A 12738-nucleotide genomic window follows, 5' to 3' on the forward strand; every position below is an offset into this window, starting at 1 on the left:
CGTCGCCGGGTCGGGTCGAGCTCCTGGGCGAAAAAAGCCGAGGCGGCCTTGAGGATCTCGCAGGACCGGCGGAGTTCGGCGTTCTCCTTGCGCAGAGCGGCCAGTTCCTCCTTCTCGGCTGTGGTCAGCCGGTCGTCGCGCTCGCCGCGGTCGGTCTCGTCCTGGCGGATCCAGTTGCGCAGGGCCTCGTGGTGCACGCCCAGGTCCCGGGCCATCTGCCGGATCACCGGCTTCGGGTCGGCGGCCCGGTACGCGGCAACGGCTCGCCGCCGCAACTCGGGCGGATACTTCATCGGTGCAGCCATGGCAGAGGCTCCCTTCTCACGACCCATCAGGTCATGTCCGGCAACCTTCCGCACCTCGGGGGAACCTCAGATCCCGCTTTCGGGCAAGCACGAAACCGCAATATTGATCACGACATCACACAGGCCCTAGAGCTAATGGCAGTGCTCCGGCCTTCAGGCCGGGGGTGGAGCGATTCTGAGTGATGCTCTGATCCGCCCGGCCCGGCTCGTCCTTCCTCGCCCTGCTGGGCGGCAGGGCACGGAAGGAACCGCTGACGAACGACCCTGCGACGCCCTAGGCTTCGGCCATGCTGTCTGTGGTGGTGGCCCCCTGGGCGGGCGAGGCGGAGCCGGTGTTCGTGCGGGAGCCGGACGAGCTGCACGATGCGGCGAGCACGATGAAGGTGGCGGTGCTGGCGGCGCTGTACCGCAGCGGGGTGGAGCTGGACGCCGAGGTGCCGGTGGTGAACCGCTTCGCGTCGGTCGTGGGCGGGGAGTTCGGCAACGACCCGGCGTGGGACAGCGATCCGCTGCCCTGGGAGCTGGTCGGCACGGCGGCGCCGCTGCGGCTGCTGGCCGAGCGGATGATCACGCACTCCTCCAACCTGGCCACCAACCTGTGCCTGGCGCAGATCGACCGGGCGACGGTGGCCGAGGCATGGCTGCGGGCCGGGGCGACGCGCAGCGCGAGCCCGCGCGGGATCGAGGACTACGCGGCGCGCGACGCGGGCGTCCACAACCGGGTGAGCGCGCGGGATCTGGTGCGGCTGCTGCACTCCCTGGGCGGGGAGCCGGAGTTGCTGGCGCTGCTGGAGCGCAACGCGTTCCGGGTGGACCTGGCGGCGGGGCTGCCGCCGGGCACCCGGATCGCCTTCAAGAACGGCTGGGTGCCGGGCGCCCGGCACAGTGTGGGCCTGGTGCACCCGGAGGACTGCCCGCCGTACCTGATCGCCGTCTGCTACACCGGCCCGCTGGCCTCGGGCGAGGACCGTACGGACCCGGCGGCCCGGCTGCTGGCCCGGGTCTCGGCGGCGGTGTGGGAGCGTCGCGGTCAGATCAGCGGCGAGATCGGCGGCGAGATCGGCTGAGCGCCCGAAGGCTCGCCGTACCGGCCTCCTGACGGCAGCCGCCCCCGGCCCGCCCGTACCCCGCCTGGCACGAAGGTGACGGATCGGAGCCGTCGACCCCGCGCGCACCGGCTGGCAGGGTCGGAAGCAGGCCGTTGACCGGGGGGAACGGAGAAGTCCGATCGGCGAGACCCTAGTACGGCCGGACCAGGACGTGGGCGGCGCCGGGGATGCCGACCTTGAGCAGCTCGTCCTCCTCCGGGGTGGTGGGCGTGCCGGTCTCCTGCTTGAGGACGGCCCGGGAGAGGGCCTGGACCCACAGGGCGCGGGGGCGGCGGCGCTCCTCCCAGGCGGCGAGCGCGGCGGGGACGGTGTCGGCGGCGTCCAGGCTCAGGGCGAGGACGAGCGCGTCCTCGACGGCCATCGCGGCGCCCTGGGCGAGGTGCGGGGTGGAGGCGTGGGCGGCGTCGCCGGCGAGCGCGATCCGGCCGACGTGCCAGGGCTCCTCGACGCTCACCTGGGATATCCGCGAGTAGACCACCGCGGCCGGGTCGGTGACCTGGGCGAGGGCCTCGGCGATCGGGCCGCCGAAGCCGGCCAGGCGTTCGGCGAGCTGCTCGTGGGCGTGCTCGGGGTCGGGCCGGAAGTCCTCGGCCTCGGCGAACACCGAGCCCAGGTACATCAGGTCGTCGCTGATCGGGGTGAGCAGCGCCTTGGCCTGGAGGTTGCCGGTGGACATCACCACGCCCTGGACCTCGGGCGAACGCGGCAGCGTGACGCGCCAGTTGGCGAAGCCGGTGTACTCGGGCGGGTACTTCTCGCCGTAGCGGCGCTTGCGCAGCGGCGAGCCGATGCCGTCGAAGCCGACGACGAGGTCGTAGCGGCCGCCGTGCCCGTCGGTGAGCGCGGCGTCGACGCCGTCGGCGTCCTCGGCGAGTTCGGCGATGGTGGTGCCGAAGCGCAGGTTCGCGTCGGCATCGGTGGCGGCGGTGGCCAGGATCCGGGCGAGGGCGGGGCGGGGGATGCCGTTGTTGGCGGGGGCGTCGCCCATGCGGGGCTGCGGGATCTTGGCGAGGACGGCGCCGGTCGGGTCGCAGATGGTCAGCACCTCCCACGCGAAACCGGCGGCGAGGCAGGCGTCCAGGGCGCCGATCTCGCGCATCACGTGCAGGGCGTTGGAGGGCTGGATGATGCCGACGCCGAGTGCCTCCGGCTGGTCGCGGAGCTCGGCGACGTCGACGTGGTGGCCGCGCCGGGCGAGGGCGGTGGCGAGGGTGAGGCCGCCGATGCCGCCGCCGTGGATCAGGACGCGCAGGGGAGGGGTCATGCGGGGTGCTCCAGGGATCGGGGTGCGGGTCAGCCGACGGGGGCGGCGGCGAGGTCCATCAGGTGGTCGACCAGCGCGAGCAGCAGGTCGCGTCCGAAGGCGCGTTCGCGGACGTCGCCGAGCAGCATCGGCACCTGCGGGTCGAGGTCGAGTGCGGCCCGGATCTCGTCGGGGGTGCGGGTGTTGTGGCTGTGGAAGCAGTTGATGGCGACGACGAAGGGGATGCCCCGGCTCTCGAAGAAGTCGATGGAGGCGAAGCTGGTGTCGAGCCGCCGGGTGTCGGCGATGACGATGCCGCCGAGGGCGCCGTTGACGAGGTCGTTCCACATGAACCAGAAGCGCTCCTGCCCGGGGGTGCCGAACAGGTAGACGACGAGGTCCGGGCTGACGGTGATCCGGCCGAAGTCGAGGGCGACGGTGGTGGTGTCCTTCTGGTCGACGCCGGACAGGTCGTCCACGCCGACGCTGGCCCGGGTCAGGTACTCCTCGGTGCGCAGCGGGGTGACCTCGCTGACCGAGCCGACGAGGGTGGTCTTGCCGACGCCGAAGCCGCCCGCGATGAGGATCTTGACGGCGGCCGGCGCGGTGGGCGTGGCGGCGTCGACGGCACTGCTGGGGTGGGGTGTTGCCATGGTTCAGAGTCTCCGGAGTCCTTCGCGAACGGCCGTGAGCAGGCCGAGGTCCACGCCTCCGGCGGCCCGGGCCACCGAGAGCGGCGCCCGGGCCCGCAGCAGGCCCTGGGCGACCAGGTCGCCCAACAGGATCTTGGTGACCGAGACCGGGAGGTCCAGGCCGGCCGACACCTCGGCGACGGCTGCCGGGCGCCGGCAGCGGTCGAGGATCATCCGGTGCTCGGGCTGGAGGCCGCGGGCACCGGCGCGGCTGCCCCGCGCCAGGGCCCGGTCGGCCTCGTCCTCGACGGTGGTGAGCACGGTGATCAGGGTGAGGTCGTCGCGTTCGGGGGCGGTGCGGCCGCGGGTGATGGTGTACGGGCGCACCATGACACCCGCGTCGTCCTCCGCGTCCTCGTCCGGCAGTTCGCTCCAGTGCGGAGTGTCGCCGCGCTGCCAGCCCCCGTTCCCGTACGGGCCCACCGGCGTCAGCCCCGGTTCCGGGCGGCGAAGGCGTCGAAGCCGGCGGGGGAGGCGGAGCCGGTCTCGCCGCGCACCGGGGTGGTCATCTTCTGGCCGACCTGCTGCACCAGGGTGTGCATCGCGACCGCCATGACCTCGGCGTCGACCTCCTGGGAGGCGACGACGGCCAGGTGGGTGCCCTGGGCGGCGGCGATGATGAACAGCCAGCACTCGGCCAGTTCGACGATCACCTGGTGGACCGCCCCGCCGTCGAAGAGCTGGCCGACGCCGCGGGCGAGGCTCTGCTGGCCGGTGGCGATGGCGGCGAGGCGCTCGGCGTCGGCCCGTTCGATGGTGCGGGAGTGGCTGACGACCAGGCCGTCATCGGAGAGCAGGACGGCGTTCCTGGTCTCGGGCACCGAGTCGACGAGTCCGTCCAGCAGCCAGTCCAGGTCCTGGTGGGTGGCGATCGTGCGGTTCATGACTGGTCATCCGTTCGTGTGGTTCGGGGGTCCGCGGCCGGCAGGGCCCAGGGGGACGGGTCGGGCGCGGGCGTCGGGGAGCCGGCGGGGGCGGTGGGGGGAGCCGGCAGGGCGGTCAGGCCCGGGGGCAGCGGGTGTTCACCGCTGTCCTGGGCGCGGGCGGCGCGGGACTGGCGCTGGAAGGCGCCGATGGTCGCGCCGGAGCGCTTCGTCGGGCGCTGGAACGGGCCGCCGGCCGGTCCGGTGGCCTGGGGGGTGGCTCCGGCGGCGCCGGTGGGCCTGGTGGCCCGGGGGTCGGTGTCGGCGCGGTGCCCGCCGGCGGGGTCGGCCCACGGCTGCCGGGGCGGCGGCGGGACGCGCAGTTCGGCGGCCAGGCTGGCCTGCCGGACGCGCTGCGGCAGCGGAGGCTGTTCGTCCTCGGCGGGGCTGAGCGGCACCGCGGAGGCGTACTCGCGGCGCCGGCGCCGTTCGGCCAGCCGGTAGTGGTCGGCCGGGCGGTACTGCTCGTCGGCGTACGGGGCCTCGGCGTCGGTGACCCGGGCGTAGGCGATGTCCGGGTAGGCGGGCGCGTCGTGCGAGGGCGCCTGGTCGGCCGGGGCGTCGGGGGCCGGGGAGCTGTGCTCGATCGGCTGCTCGGCGTACCCGACGGGGAACGGCGCGGGCTCGGGCTCGGGCGCGGGCATGGGCGGGACGTACTCGACGTGCCCGAAGGCCTGGACGGGTTCGGCCTGCCGGTCCTGCGGCAGCTGCCCGAGCAGCGGATCGGGTCCGGGCAGCGGGTCCGGCCCGGCCAGCGGGTCCGGCCCGGGCTGTCCGAGCGGCTCGATGTACGCGGGCTGCGCCACCTGCTGGACCTGCCCGAAGGCCTCCGCCGGCCCGAACGCCTCCACCGCCGTGAAGGGGTCCGCGGGCGGGAAGGAGTCGGGGAAGGAGTCCACCGGCGCGACCGGCGGCGCCGCCGGCTCCGGCTCCGGCGCCTCGTTGGAGGCGGTGAGCAGCGCCTTGCGGGAGCGCCGCACGAGCGGGATCGGTTCGGCGGGGACGGCGTCGGGCAGCCCGGCGTCGCCGTCGATGACGAGCTCGTCCGGGACCAGGACGACCACCCGGGTGCCGCCGAAGGCGGACGGCCGGAACTCGACCTTCAGCCCGCTGTGCGCGGCCAGCCGGGCGACGACGAAGAAGCCGAGGCGGATGTCGTCCGCCCGGGCCAGCACGTCGGTGCGGGGCGGGCGGCTCATCAGTTCGTTGGCCGCGTCGTACTGCTCGGGGTCCATGCCGAGGCCGCGGTCCTCGATCTCGACGGCGAGCCCGCGGCCGACCATGGCGGCCCGGACCTCGACCGGGGTGGGCGGCTTGGAGAAGGTGGTCGCGTTCTCCATCAGCTCGGCGAGCACGTGTGCGACCGGGCCGACGGCGCGTTCGGACAGCCACGGGTGGCCCTCGACGTCGATCATGATCCGGCGGTAGTCCTGCACCTCGCCCTGCGCGGCGCGCAGCACGTCCAGCAGCGGGACGGGCTTGCGCCAGCGCCGCTGGGGCTGGCCGCCGGCCATGATGACGAGGTTCTCCTCGTAGCGGCGCAGGCGGGCGGTGAGGTGGTCGAGGTCGAACAGGCCCTCCAGGACCTCCGGGTCCTCGTGCTTGCGCTCCAGCTCGTCGAGCTTGCGCAGCTGGCGGCCGATCAGCAGCTGGGTGCGGCGGGCGATGCGCTGGAGCAGGCGCTCGAAGCCGCGGTGCTGCTCGGCCTGCTTGACGGCGGCCTCCACGGCGGAGGCGCGGGCCAGGTTGAGGGCCTGGCCGAGGCGGGCGATCTCGTCGGTGCCGTTGCCGTTCGGGCCGGCGGTGATGCTGCGGCTGTCGGCCTCGACGTCGACCTGCTCGCCGCGGCCGAGGCGCTCGACGACCTCGGGGAGGGTGCGCTCCATCTCCTCGGCCTGGGTCTGCAGTTCCTTGATGCGCCGGCGCAGCGAGCGGCTGAGCCGCCAGGAGGCGATGATCACCGCGACGACCGTGATCAGGCCGACGACGGTGGTCAGGACGACCTTGGTGAGCAGCGAGAGGATGGCGCCCTTGCCGACGTCGACGATGCCGCTGGTGCGGGTCTCGATGGCCTTGACCAGCGGCGGGTTGAGCTGGTCGAGGGCCTGGCGCCACTGGTCCTGCGCGGCGGGGAGCTTGACGGTGCCGTTGGCCTCGGCGGCGGTGGGCTTGGTGAGCGACTGCTCGACGGCGGCCTTGGCCTGCCAGGCGGGGCTGTTCATCAGGTCGTGCCAGGCGGCGGCCTCGCCGTCCGGGATGTACGGGACGACCTGGACGGTGAACAGGTGCTCCTGCGCCCCGATGGCCTGCTGGACCTGCTGGTAGTCGCTGACGGTGAGCCGCCCGGTGGACCAGCCGCGGGCCAGGATGGCGTCCTCGCGGGCGAGCATCTCCTTGGCCCAGAAGGCGTTCACCAGGGTCTTGGAGACCCAGGTGACCTCGCCGGTGTCGACGTGGCTGAGCGCGGTGAACAGCCGCAGGTCGACGGCGATCAGGTCGGTGTAGTACGCGTAGAGGGACTGCTGGTCGATCGAGCCGTGGTCGACGGCGGCGCGCTGTTCGGCCAGCTTGCCCATCGCCTGGCGGGCCTCGGCGACGGCGGTGCGGACGTCGTCGGGGGCGTTGTCGGCGGTCTCGCCGGAGAGGGCCTGGAACTGGCGCACCGCGTCGTCGGTCTGCTGCCGCTGGCGGCGCAGCTGGTCGGCGTTGGCACCGGGCCGGGCGAGCGCCTCGGCGCTGAGCCGGCGCTCCTCCTGGAGGTTGTAGTAGACGATGTTGGACGGCTGGCCGGCCTTCTGGGCGAGCATGCCCTGTGCGGCCTGGCGCTGGAAGTCGAAGACGGTTTCGCCGCTGGTGACCGCCCACAGTACGGCGAGGGCGATGCTGGGGACGACGGCGAGGACGAGCAGCGCCGTCCGCAGTGACAGGCGCGGACGCCTGCGGGGGGCCTTCGGCGTCGGGGGCCGCCGATTCGCACGCGCGCGCAGAACAGACTCCTTGGGAATGGCGGCCGGCCTGATCGGGGCGGGCCGTCCGGGGCACGGGCTTTGACGAGGCGATACTAGTCATACCGTGTGATTGGAGTGAAAGTGCGTTCGCCGCCTGGACCGTGCTCACACACGCTCCGGACACAATGTCATCTGATGGTTGATTGTACGTGTCCGAAGCATCCAGGTTCGGGGCGGGTTGACGGAGTGTCGGGGCCGGGCGCGGGTGCCGTGGTGGCCGCCGTGTGAAAACTGTGTGCCCGCGCTCCGGATATCCGGCCGGTCGATCGGTCGGCCGGCCGTTCCGGGCTCTGCGTCGCTCTCGGGGGTGTCCGCCCTGCTCGGGTCCTAGTCGGCCGGCAGGCGCGACCGGGTGGCCTCCAGCTCGGCCGCCAGGACCCGCCCGGCCTCCTCGGGGTCGCCCCTGAGGGCGCCTTCATCCGAACGTCACGCTCTCAGGAGCCGGTGCCGGAGTCCGGCGCGGACCGATGGATCGCTTCGGGGGCTCCGACGGCCAGCAGCGTGTTGGGGCCGTCGCGCCACGATCGCAGCGAATCACCGGACTTCTTCCGCGCCTCCGCGGAATCCTTGGCCCCCTCGATCCTGACCGCCATCGCCTTCTCGGAGCAGCCGACGGTCACGAAGGTGAAGGGCGTCATCTCGGCGGACGCCTGGGTGTATGTCCCGGCGAGAACGCTGCCCGGGAAGTCCCGGTGGGCGTCCGAGAAACCGCCGCCGACCGTCGGGCGCTGCGATCCGAGGAAATCGGGGGCGGTGCTGGTCGGCTCGGCCAACCCGTCCGGTAGAAGCGACACCTGGCAGGTGCCGTTTCTGATGGCGAGGACCACGTCGATGCCTGAAACCTCGGCGATGCCCAGGATCTTGGCCGTGCCCCGGGCGGGAAGGGCGTCGATGCTGCGCTGGACGGCAGGGGCTGCCGAGGTGGCGGCCAGTCCGTCCAACGCCCAGGCGGCATCCTCTCGCTGGGACGGTGCTTCACCGCCGGTGCATGCGGCCAGGAGTGCGGCAGCGGCAAGGAGGCCCGCTGCTCCTGGGAGCCCGTCGGATCGCCGCATCAGCTGAACTCCCCTGATTCAAGCAGGTGTCGGAGCAGCAGCCTACCGGGTGCCGCGCTTTCGCGGTCGGCGGCAGGGCCCCCGGAGTGGTGGTCAGGCGCGGCAGCGGAGCATCTGCAGTGGGGGGTTGGCGTGGAAGTCCGACCAGTACTCCGCGCCGGGTGCCAGGCTCCGGTGGACGTTGCGGCACATCCGCTCCATGGCGGCGGCGTCCTCCGCGTGCTTCGCCAGTGGCAGGGACTTGAAGCCCTCGAACGCCTCACCGATCTCGTCGTACTGCTGTGCGCTCACGGGCGAATCCCCTTCGACCATTGCGACATGAAGCCGATCAGCAGGCGCCCGCCCGGCCGTCCGTCAGATTGCGGCGACTCTAACCAGCCCCACCCGGGCCGGCCCATCGGCGGATCCTCCCAGAGGTCATCCGCCCCCGGCCGGGGTTCCCTGTCGCATCAGCCCGTGACGCCGCCCCGACGGCGAGCGTCGGGCAGACGACTTCCTCGGCGGCCTGGGGGAGCTGCCCGGCGCCGGGGAGGAGGCGAGCGCGCTCCTCACTCGGTAGGCGGAAAGGCCGAAGGCCGAAGGCCGAACCGACGAGCAGGCGGGCCCCGAGGACGATCCTCGGGGCCCGCCTCATCGGCCAGGACCGCGCACCCGGGCGGGTCAGGGGTTGAAGAGGCCGCCGTCCTCGCCGGGGTCGCCTTGGTAGTTGTGGTTCTGGGGGCGGCCCTGGTTCCGGGTTCCGGGCCTACCGGTCTCGACGAAGCGGCAGGCGGCGAAGTGCACGTCGCCCATGCCGGGTTGCAGGATGTCGCTCAGCAGCACGTCGCCGTCGAAGACGATGGAGTGGCCGGCGAGTTGGGGATCGGTCAGCGAGGCGACGTTGATGACGGCGGCTTGCGGAGTCTCCGGATCGAGTTCGACGCTGTACCCGCCGGCCACCGGGGTGGCGATTGCGGGGTTTCCTCGAATGGTGAGGCCGCTGGGGTAGGAGATGGTGTAGTTCTGTACGGTCCGCCCGCCCCCGAAGCTGCGTGAGGCGCCGGCGCGTTGGCCCTGTTCCACGTTGCCGCGCTGGTTGGCGCCCTGCTCCACGTTCCCGCCCAGGTCGTCCGGGAGGACCATTCCGTGCTGCGTGTAGAAGTGCACTCGCGTTCCCGCCGGCACCCGGAACTGACCGTTCGCGGCATGCCAGGCGCCGTGACCGCTGAGGACGAGACCGTCCGCGCGCGCCGGCGCGGTGTTGTCGGCCACCCAGTCGTCGTCCGGGTTGTTGTGGGTGATCGCGGGCCGGTTCTGCTCGGGCGCACGCTGGATCGCGGCCTCGCCGACCCGCGGGACCGCGGACGCCTCCGACTCGGCGCGCTGCAAGGCCGGGCCGCGTGACATGACCCTCGTCGCGTTGGCCTCCGCCTCGCGTTCGAAGCGGTCGGAGGGGTCGGAGACCTTGAGCCCCGAACCGTTGTCGGTGCCGGCCACGGGGCCCTGCCGTTGCTGGAGCACGTGCGTCAACTCGTGGGCGAGCGTGTGCTTGTCGGCGCCGCCGTGACCGATGACGACATGGTTGCCGGAGGTGTACGCGCGGGCTCCGACCTCGGCGGCGGAGGCCTTCGCCGCGGTGTTGTCGTGGATGCGGACGTCGGAGAAGTCGACGCCGAAACGGCCCTCCATGTCGGTGCGGGTCGCCTCTTCGAGAGGCCGGCCCGGCGAGCGCAGGACGTCGTGGACGGCGGAACGCTGCACGGAGGGGTCCTCGGTCCCCAAGTGGCCGCAGCTGTCACTGTGGTGGTGCTGCTCCCGGGCGCCCGGGTGACCGGCCGCGCGGAGCATCTGCACGACGGCCGCGTTGCCGCGGCTGCTCTGCAGGGCGAGGAGCGCCTGAGGGGCGGCCTGTGCCCGGCCCGGGCTCCCCGTCGCCGCGTCCGGCGTGCGGGCTGAGGAACGGACCTTGCCGGCGTCGACATCCTTGGCGTTGTCTTGGGCGCGCATCTTCCTTCTTTCGGCTCGAAAGTTCAACCCTCTCCTGGATATCCGTGACCCCAGCGGTGACGCCAGGTTCGTACGGGCAGTCCCTGCTGCCTGAAGATGCACTGCACGGTGCCCCGACGCCGATGCGGCGCACCAGGTTGGGGGAGGCCGCGCCGTGGCGGCGACATGCCATCGATCGAGCCGACGTCGGGGTTCTGGCGGCGTTCGTGTTCCTTTCGGCTCTTGTGGCTGACGGCGCGCCATGGGAAGGATGATGCCGTGATCCTTCCCTTCACCCGCGATGGTGAGACCGGCCGTGTGACGGTGGACCTTGAACAGGTCGATGAGCCGTTGACGGTCGGCAAGCACCCTGACACGCGCGGGTTTCCATGCTGTACGGCTGTCGTGGACTATCCCAGCAGGGGGTATCGGTCCCTGTTCGGCTGGGTCCAGCTGGTCCGGTCGACAGACAACTCGTCCAGCGGTGTCGACTTCGAGATGGATCCTTTCGCCCTGTTCGAGGATGCGCCGTCCCCCTACGCCTTCTTCGGTGTCAACCCCACTCTGTTTGACGCGCCGTCACGATCCGGGCGCCCGCCCATGGCCTGGCTCGCTCACAGCTTCCTGGCGTGGACACCTTTGGACCGGGCCCAACGGCAGGTCCTGCCGGTGGTCGGCTTTTCCTGGGGGTTCGACATCGATGCGACCGGCCACATCACTTTCCGGCCCGCCAAGGCGCTGACAGCCGTCGAGTGGGACGGGCACCTGCCGTACCTGAGCACCTGCCATTCGGCCTGGAAGTTCGATGAATGGCAGGCGGAGACCGCCTGGCCGCATTGACCGGCTCGCCGTCACAAGCTCAGTACGAGGTCTGGGAGGAGCGCGAGCGCGCGCGGTTCCCGGCGGGTTTCCGGGGCGTGGACATCGCGGGCGTGGAGCTGATCCTCCTGGACGCCCATGTCGCCTCCAACGGATCGAGGACTCAGGGCAGTGGGTCCCCTGGGCCGGCCCTGCCCTCAGGGCCTGACGAACCGCTGCTTAAGGAAGGCGGTGCACCGAGCCGGTGCGCCGCCTTCCTCGGACCGCCGCTCGTCAGTGCAGGACGTCGAGTTCGTTGGTCGCGTCGTTGACGAAGAAGACCTCGTCGCGGTCCAGGTCCACCGCGAGGCCGAAGAGCGCACCCGCGCCCGCCGGGCTGCCGCTGGAGTTGATCTGCTTGACCGCCACCTGGTCCCCGTGGGGCGTGGTCTCCACGATGTTGCCGTCCCCGGCGTTCACCGTCAGGATGTCGCCGCCGGGTGCGAGGGCCATGCCGAGCGGTCCGTTCAGGTTGCCGCCCGCGCTGATGACGCGCCCGATGCCGTCGCTGTCCTTCCGGTCCAGCGCGTGCGGGATGGCCGTGATCCGGCTCAGGACGGTGTCCGCGACGAAGAGCGTCCCGGCACGGTCGAGGGCGACGCCGGTCGGGCCGACCACCAGGGCCGCCGGGTCGGTCCGCTCGGGGAAGCCGGAGCCGATCACGGTGGTGGCCACCCGCCGCGGCGGGGCGTCGCCCTCATGGCACAGGGTGATCCGCAGCACCGTCCCCTGGTCGACCTCGTTGCCGCCGCCGGCGACCGTGCCGTTGAGCACATTGGTCACGAACAGTTCGCTCTTGTCGTCGTGGCTGACGGCGGTCATGTCCCACGGGCCGTTGATGCCGTCGCCCGCGATGGTCTCGCGTACCGTGCCGTGGCTGTCGAGCACCAGCAGGCAGCCGGCCTGGGCCGTGTCCGAGGTGCCGTCCGCGGTGGGCAGGCTGCCGACCACGACCCAGCCGCCGCGCAGGACCGTGAGCGCGGTGGTCAGCCCGACCCCGCCCGGGCACGGGCCCGGCAGCGTGTTCGGGTCGATCGTGGCGAACGTGGTCATCGCCCCGCCCGGGCTGATCTGGACCAGGGTGGTGCCCCTGCCCTGCTGGCCACTCGGCGGCACCGAGTTGTTGAAGTTGCTGACCAGGACGTTGCCCCGATGCAGATCGCCGGTGTTCTCCCGGATCACGAACGTGCCGTACGGGTTCTGGTCGCCGTTGGCCGGGACGGTGGACGCAACGAACGACACCGTGTTCAGGCGGTTCAGGAACGGCTCCCGGCCGCCTTCGGCACCCGTGGCCCCGGCCGGAGTCGCGGCGGCCGTCAGGCCGACGACCAGGGCTGCCGCAGCCAGCGCGCTCGAACTTGCCCGAAATCTCATGTACTGCCTCCTGCAGGTGGCGCCGGCGTGGCCAGGACAGTGACGTGGCCCGCGAACATGGCGCAGAGTGACCCCCAAGACGTCACGTTAGGTTTGGCCACCCCTGCGCGCACGGCAACATCCGCCAAAGGTTGATCACGCTGCGTAACGGTCAGCCTGCCCGGTCGCGCCGGGGAAATCCGTTCGCCCGCAGGTGAGGAGGCGCG

At 72.3% G+C, this 12738-nt stretch carries 12 protein-coding genes; 2 read left to right on the plus strand and 10 right to left on the minus strand.

Features of this window, described 5'->3' with window-relative positions:
- On the minus strand, positions 1 to 305 hold a 305-nt coding region (locus P3T27_RS21605; RefSeq protein WP_280680861.1), incomplete at its 3' end, for a transposase.
- A 287-nt stretch (positions 306 to 592) separates the two neighbouring features.
- On the opposite strand from P3T27_RS21605, the gene P3T27_RS21610 reads away from it, so the two are divergent.
- Complete coding sequence (locus P3T27_RS21610) at positions 593 to 1372, plus strand: class A beta-lactamase-related serine hydrolase (protein WP_280680863.1); 780 nt, start codon at positions 593 to 595, stop codon at positions 1370 to 1372.
- Between the two features lie 172 nt (positions 1373 to 1544).
- Here the strand turns inward: P3T27_RS21610 and P3T27_RS21615 are convergent, their stop codons facing one another.
- From P3T27_RS21615 to P3T27_RS21650, 8 genes are all read right to left on the minus strand, one after another.
- Entirely contained in the window at positions 1545 to 2678 is a 1134-nt protein-coding gene (locus tag P3T27_RS21615; protein ID WP_280680867.1) for an FAD-dependent monooxygenase, read from the minus strand.
- A gap of 29 nt (positions 2679 to 2707) precedes the next feature.
- Entirely contained in the window at positions 2708 to 3310 is a 603-nt protein-coding gene (locus P3T27_RS21620; RefSeq protein ID WP_280680870.1) for an ATP/GTP-binding protein, read from the minus strand.
- Between the two features lie 3 nt (positions 3311 to 3313).
- Entirely contained in the window at positions 3314 to 3679 is a 366-nt protein-coding gene (locus P3T27_RS21625; RefSeq protein ID WP_280681195.1) for a DUF742 domain-containing protein, read from the minus strand.
- Positions 3680 to 3777: 98 nt separating this feature from the next.
- A complete protein-coding gene (locus P3T27_RS21630) occupies positions 3778 to 4233 on the minus strand; it encodes a roadblock/LC7 domain-containing protein (RefSeq protein ID WP_280680872.1) in 456 nt (151 codons plus the stop codon).
- Positions 4230 to 7079, minus strand: a complete 2850-nt coding sequence (locus P3T27_RS21635; protein ID WP_280680874.1) for an ATP-binding protein — start codon at positions 7077 to 7079, stop codon at positions 4230 to 4232. Before P3T27_RS21635 ends, P3T27_RS21630 begins: the two co-directional genes overlap by 4 nt.
- Positions 7080 to 7714: 635 nt before the next feature.
- Positions 7715 to 8221 carry a hypothetical protein gene (locus tag P3T27_RS21640; RefSeq protein ID WP_280680876.1) on the minus strand — a complete coding sequence of 169 codons (507 nt, stop codon included), beginning with the start codon at positions 8219 to 8221 and terminating at the stop codon, positions 7715 to 7717.
- A 207-nt stretch (positions 8222 to 8428) separates the two neighbouring features.
- Complete coding sequence (locus tag P3T27_RS21645; protein ID WP_280680878.1) at positions 8429 to 8626, minus strand: hypothetical protein; 198 nt, start codon at positions 8624 to 8626, stop codon at positions 8429 to 8431.
- 369 nt (positions 8627 to 8995) lie between these two features.
- Positions 8996 to 10321 (minus strand): DUF4157 domain-containing protein, encoded by a 1326-nt coding sequence (locus tag P3T27_RS21650; protein ID WP_280680881.1) that lies wholly within the window; start codon positions 10319 to 10321, stop codon positions 8996 to 8998.
- A 258-nt stretch (positions 10322 to 10579) separates the two neighbouring features.
- On the opposite strand from P3T27_RS21650, the gene P3T27_RS21655 reads away from it, so the two are divergent.
- On the plus strand, positions 10580 to 11140 hold the full coding sequence (locus P3T27_RS21655; protein ID WP_280680884.1) for a hypothetical protein: 561 nt from the start codon (positions 10580 to 10582) through the stop codon (positions 11138 to 11140).
- A 252-nt stretch (positions 11141 to 11392) separates the two neighbouring features.
- Here P3T27_RS21655 and P3T27_RS21660 read toward each other — a convergent pair whose 3' ends face one another.
- Positions 11393 to 12532 (minus strand): hypothetical protein, encoded by a 1140-nt coding sequence (locus P3T27_RS21660; RefSeq protein ID WP_280680887.1) that lies wholly within the window; start codon positions 12530 to 12532, stop codon positions 11393 to 11395.
- Positions 12533 to 12738: the final 206 nt, after the last annotated feature.

The organism is Kitasatospora sp. MAA19, from assembly GCF_029894125.1.
Taxonomy (GTDB): Bacteria; Actinomycetota; Actinomycetes; order Streptomycetales; family Streptomycetaceae; genus Kitasatospora.

Bases quoted from the DNA above. Each gene is read 5' to 3' on its own strand.
- P3T27_RS21610 (WP_280680863.1), top strand. From the start codon at position 593: ATGCTGTCTGTGGTGGTGGCCCCCTGGGCGGGCGAGGCGGAGCCGGTG.
- P3T27_RS21635 (WP_280680874.1), bottom strand. From the start codon at position 7,079: ATGCTCGCCCAGAAGGCCGGCCAGCCGTCCAACATCGTCTACTACAAC.
- P3T27_RS21650 (WP_280680881.1), bottom strand. From the start codon at position 10,321: ATGCGCGCCCAAGACAACGCCAAGGATGTCGACGCCGGCAAGGTCCGT.
- P3T27_RS21625 (WP_280681195.1), bottom strand. From the start codon at position 3,679: ATGGTGCGCCCGTACACCATCACCCGCGGCCGCACCGCCCCCGAACGC.
- P3T27_RS21660 (WP_280680887.1), bottom strand. From the start codon at position 12,532: ATGAGATTTCGGGCAAGTTCGAGCGCGCTGGCTGCGGCAGCCCTGGTC.
- P3T27_RS21620 (WP_280680870.1), bottom strand. From the start codon at position 3,310: ATGGCAACACCCCACCCCAGCAGTGCCGTCGACGCCGCCACGCCCACC.
- P3T27_RS21630 (WP_280680872.1), bottom strand. From the start codon at position 4,233: ATGAACCGCACGATCGCCACCCACCAGGACCTGGACTGGCTGCTGGAC.
- P3T27_RS21615 (WP_280680867.1), bottom strand. From the start codon at position 2,678: ATGACCCCTCCCCTGCGCGTCCTGATCCACGGCGGCGGCATCGGCGGC.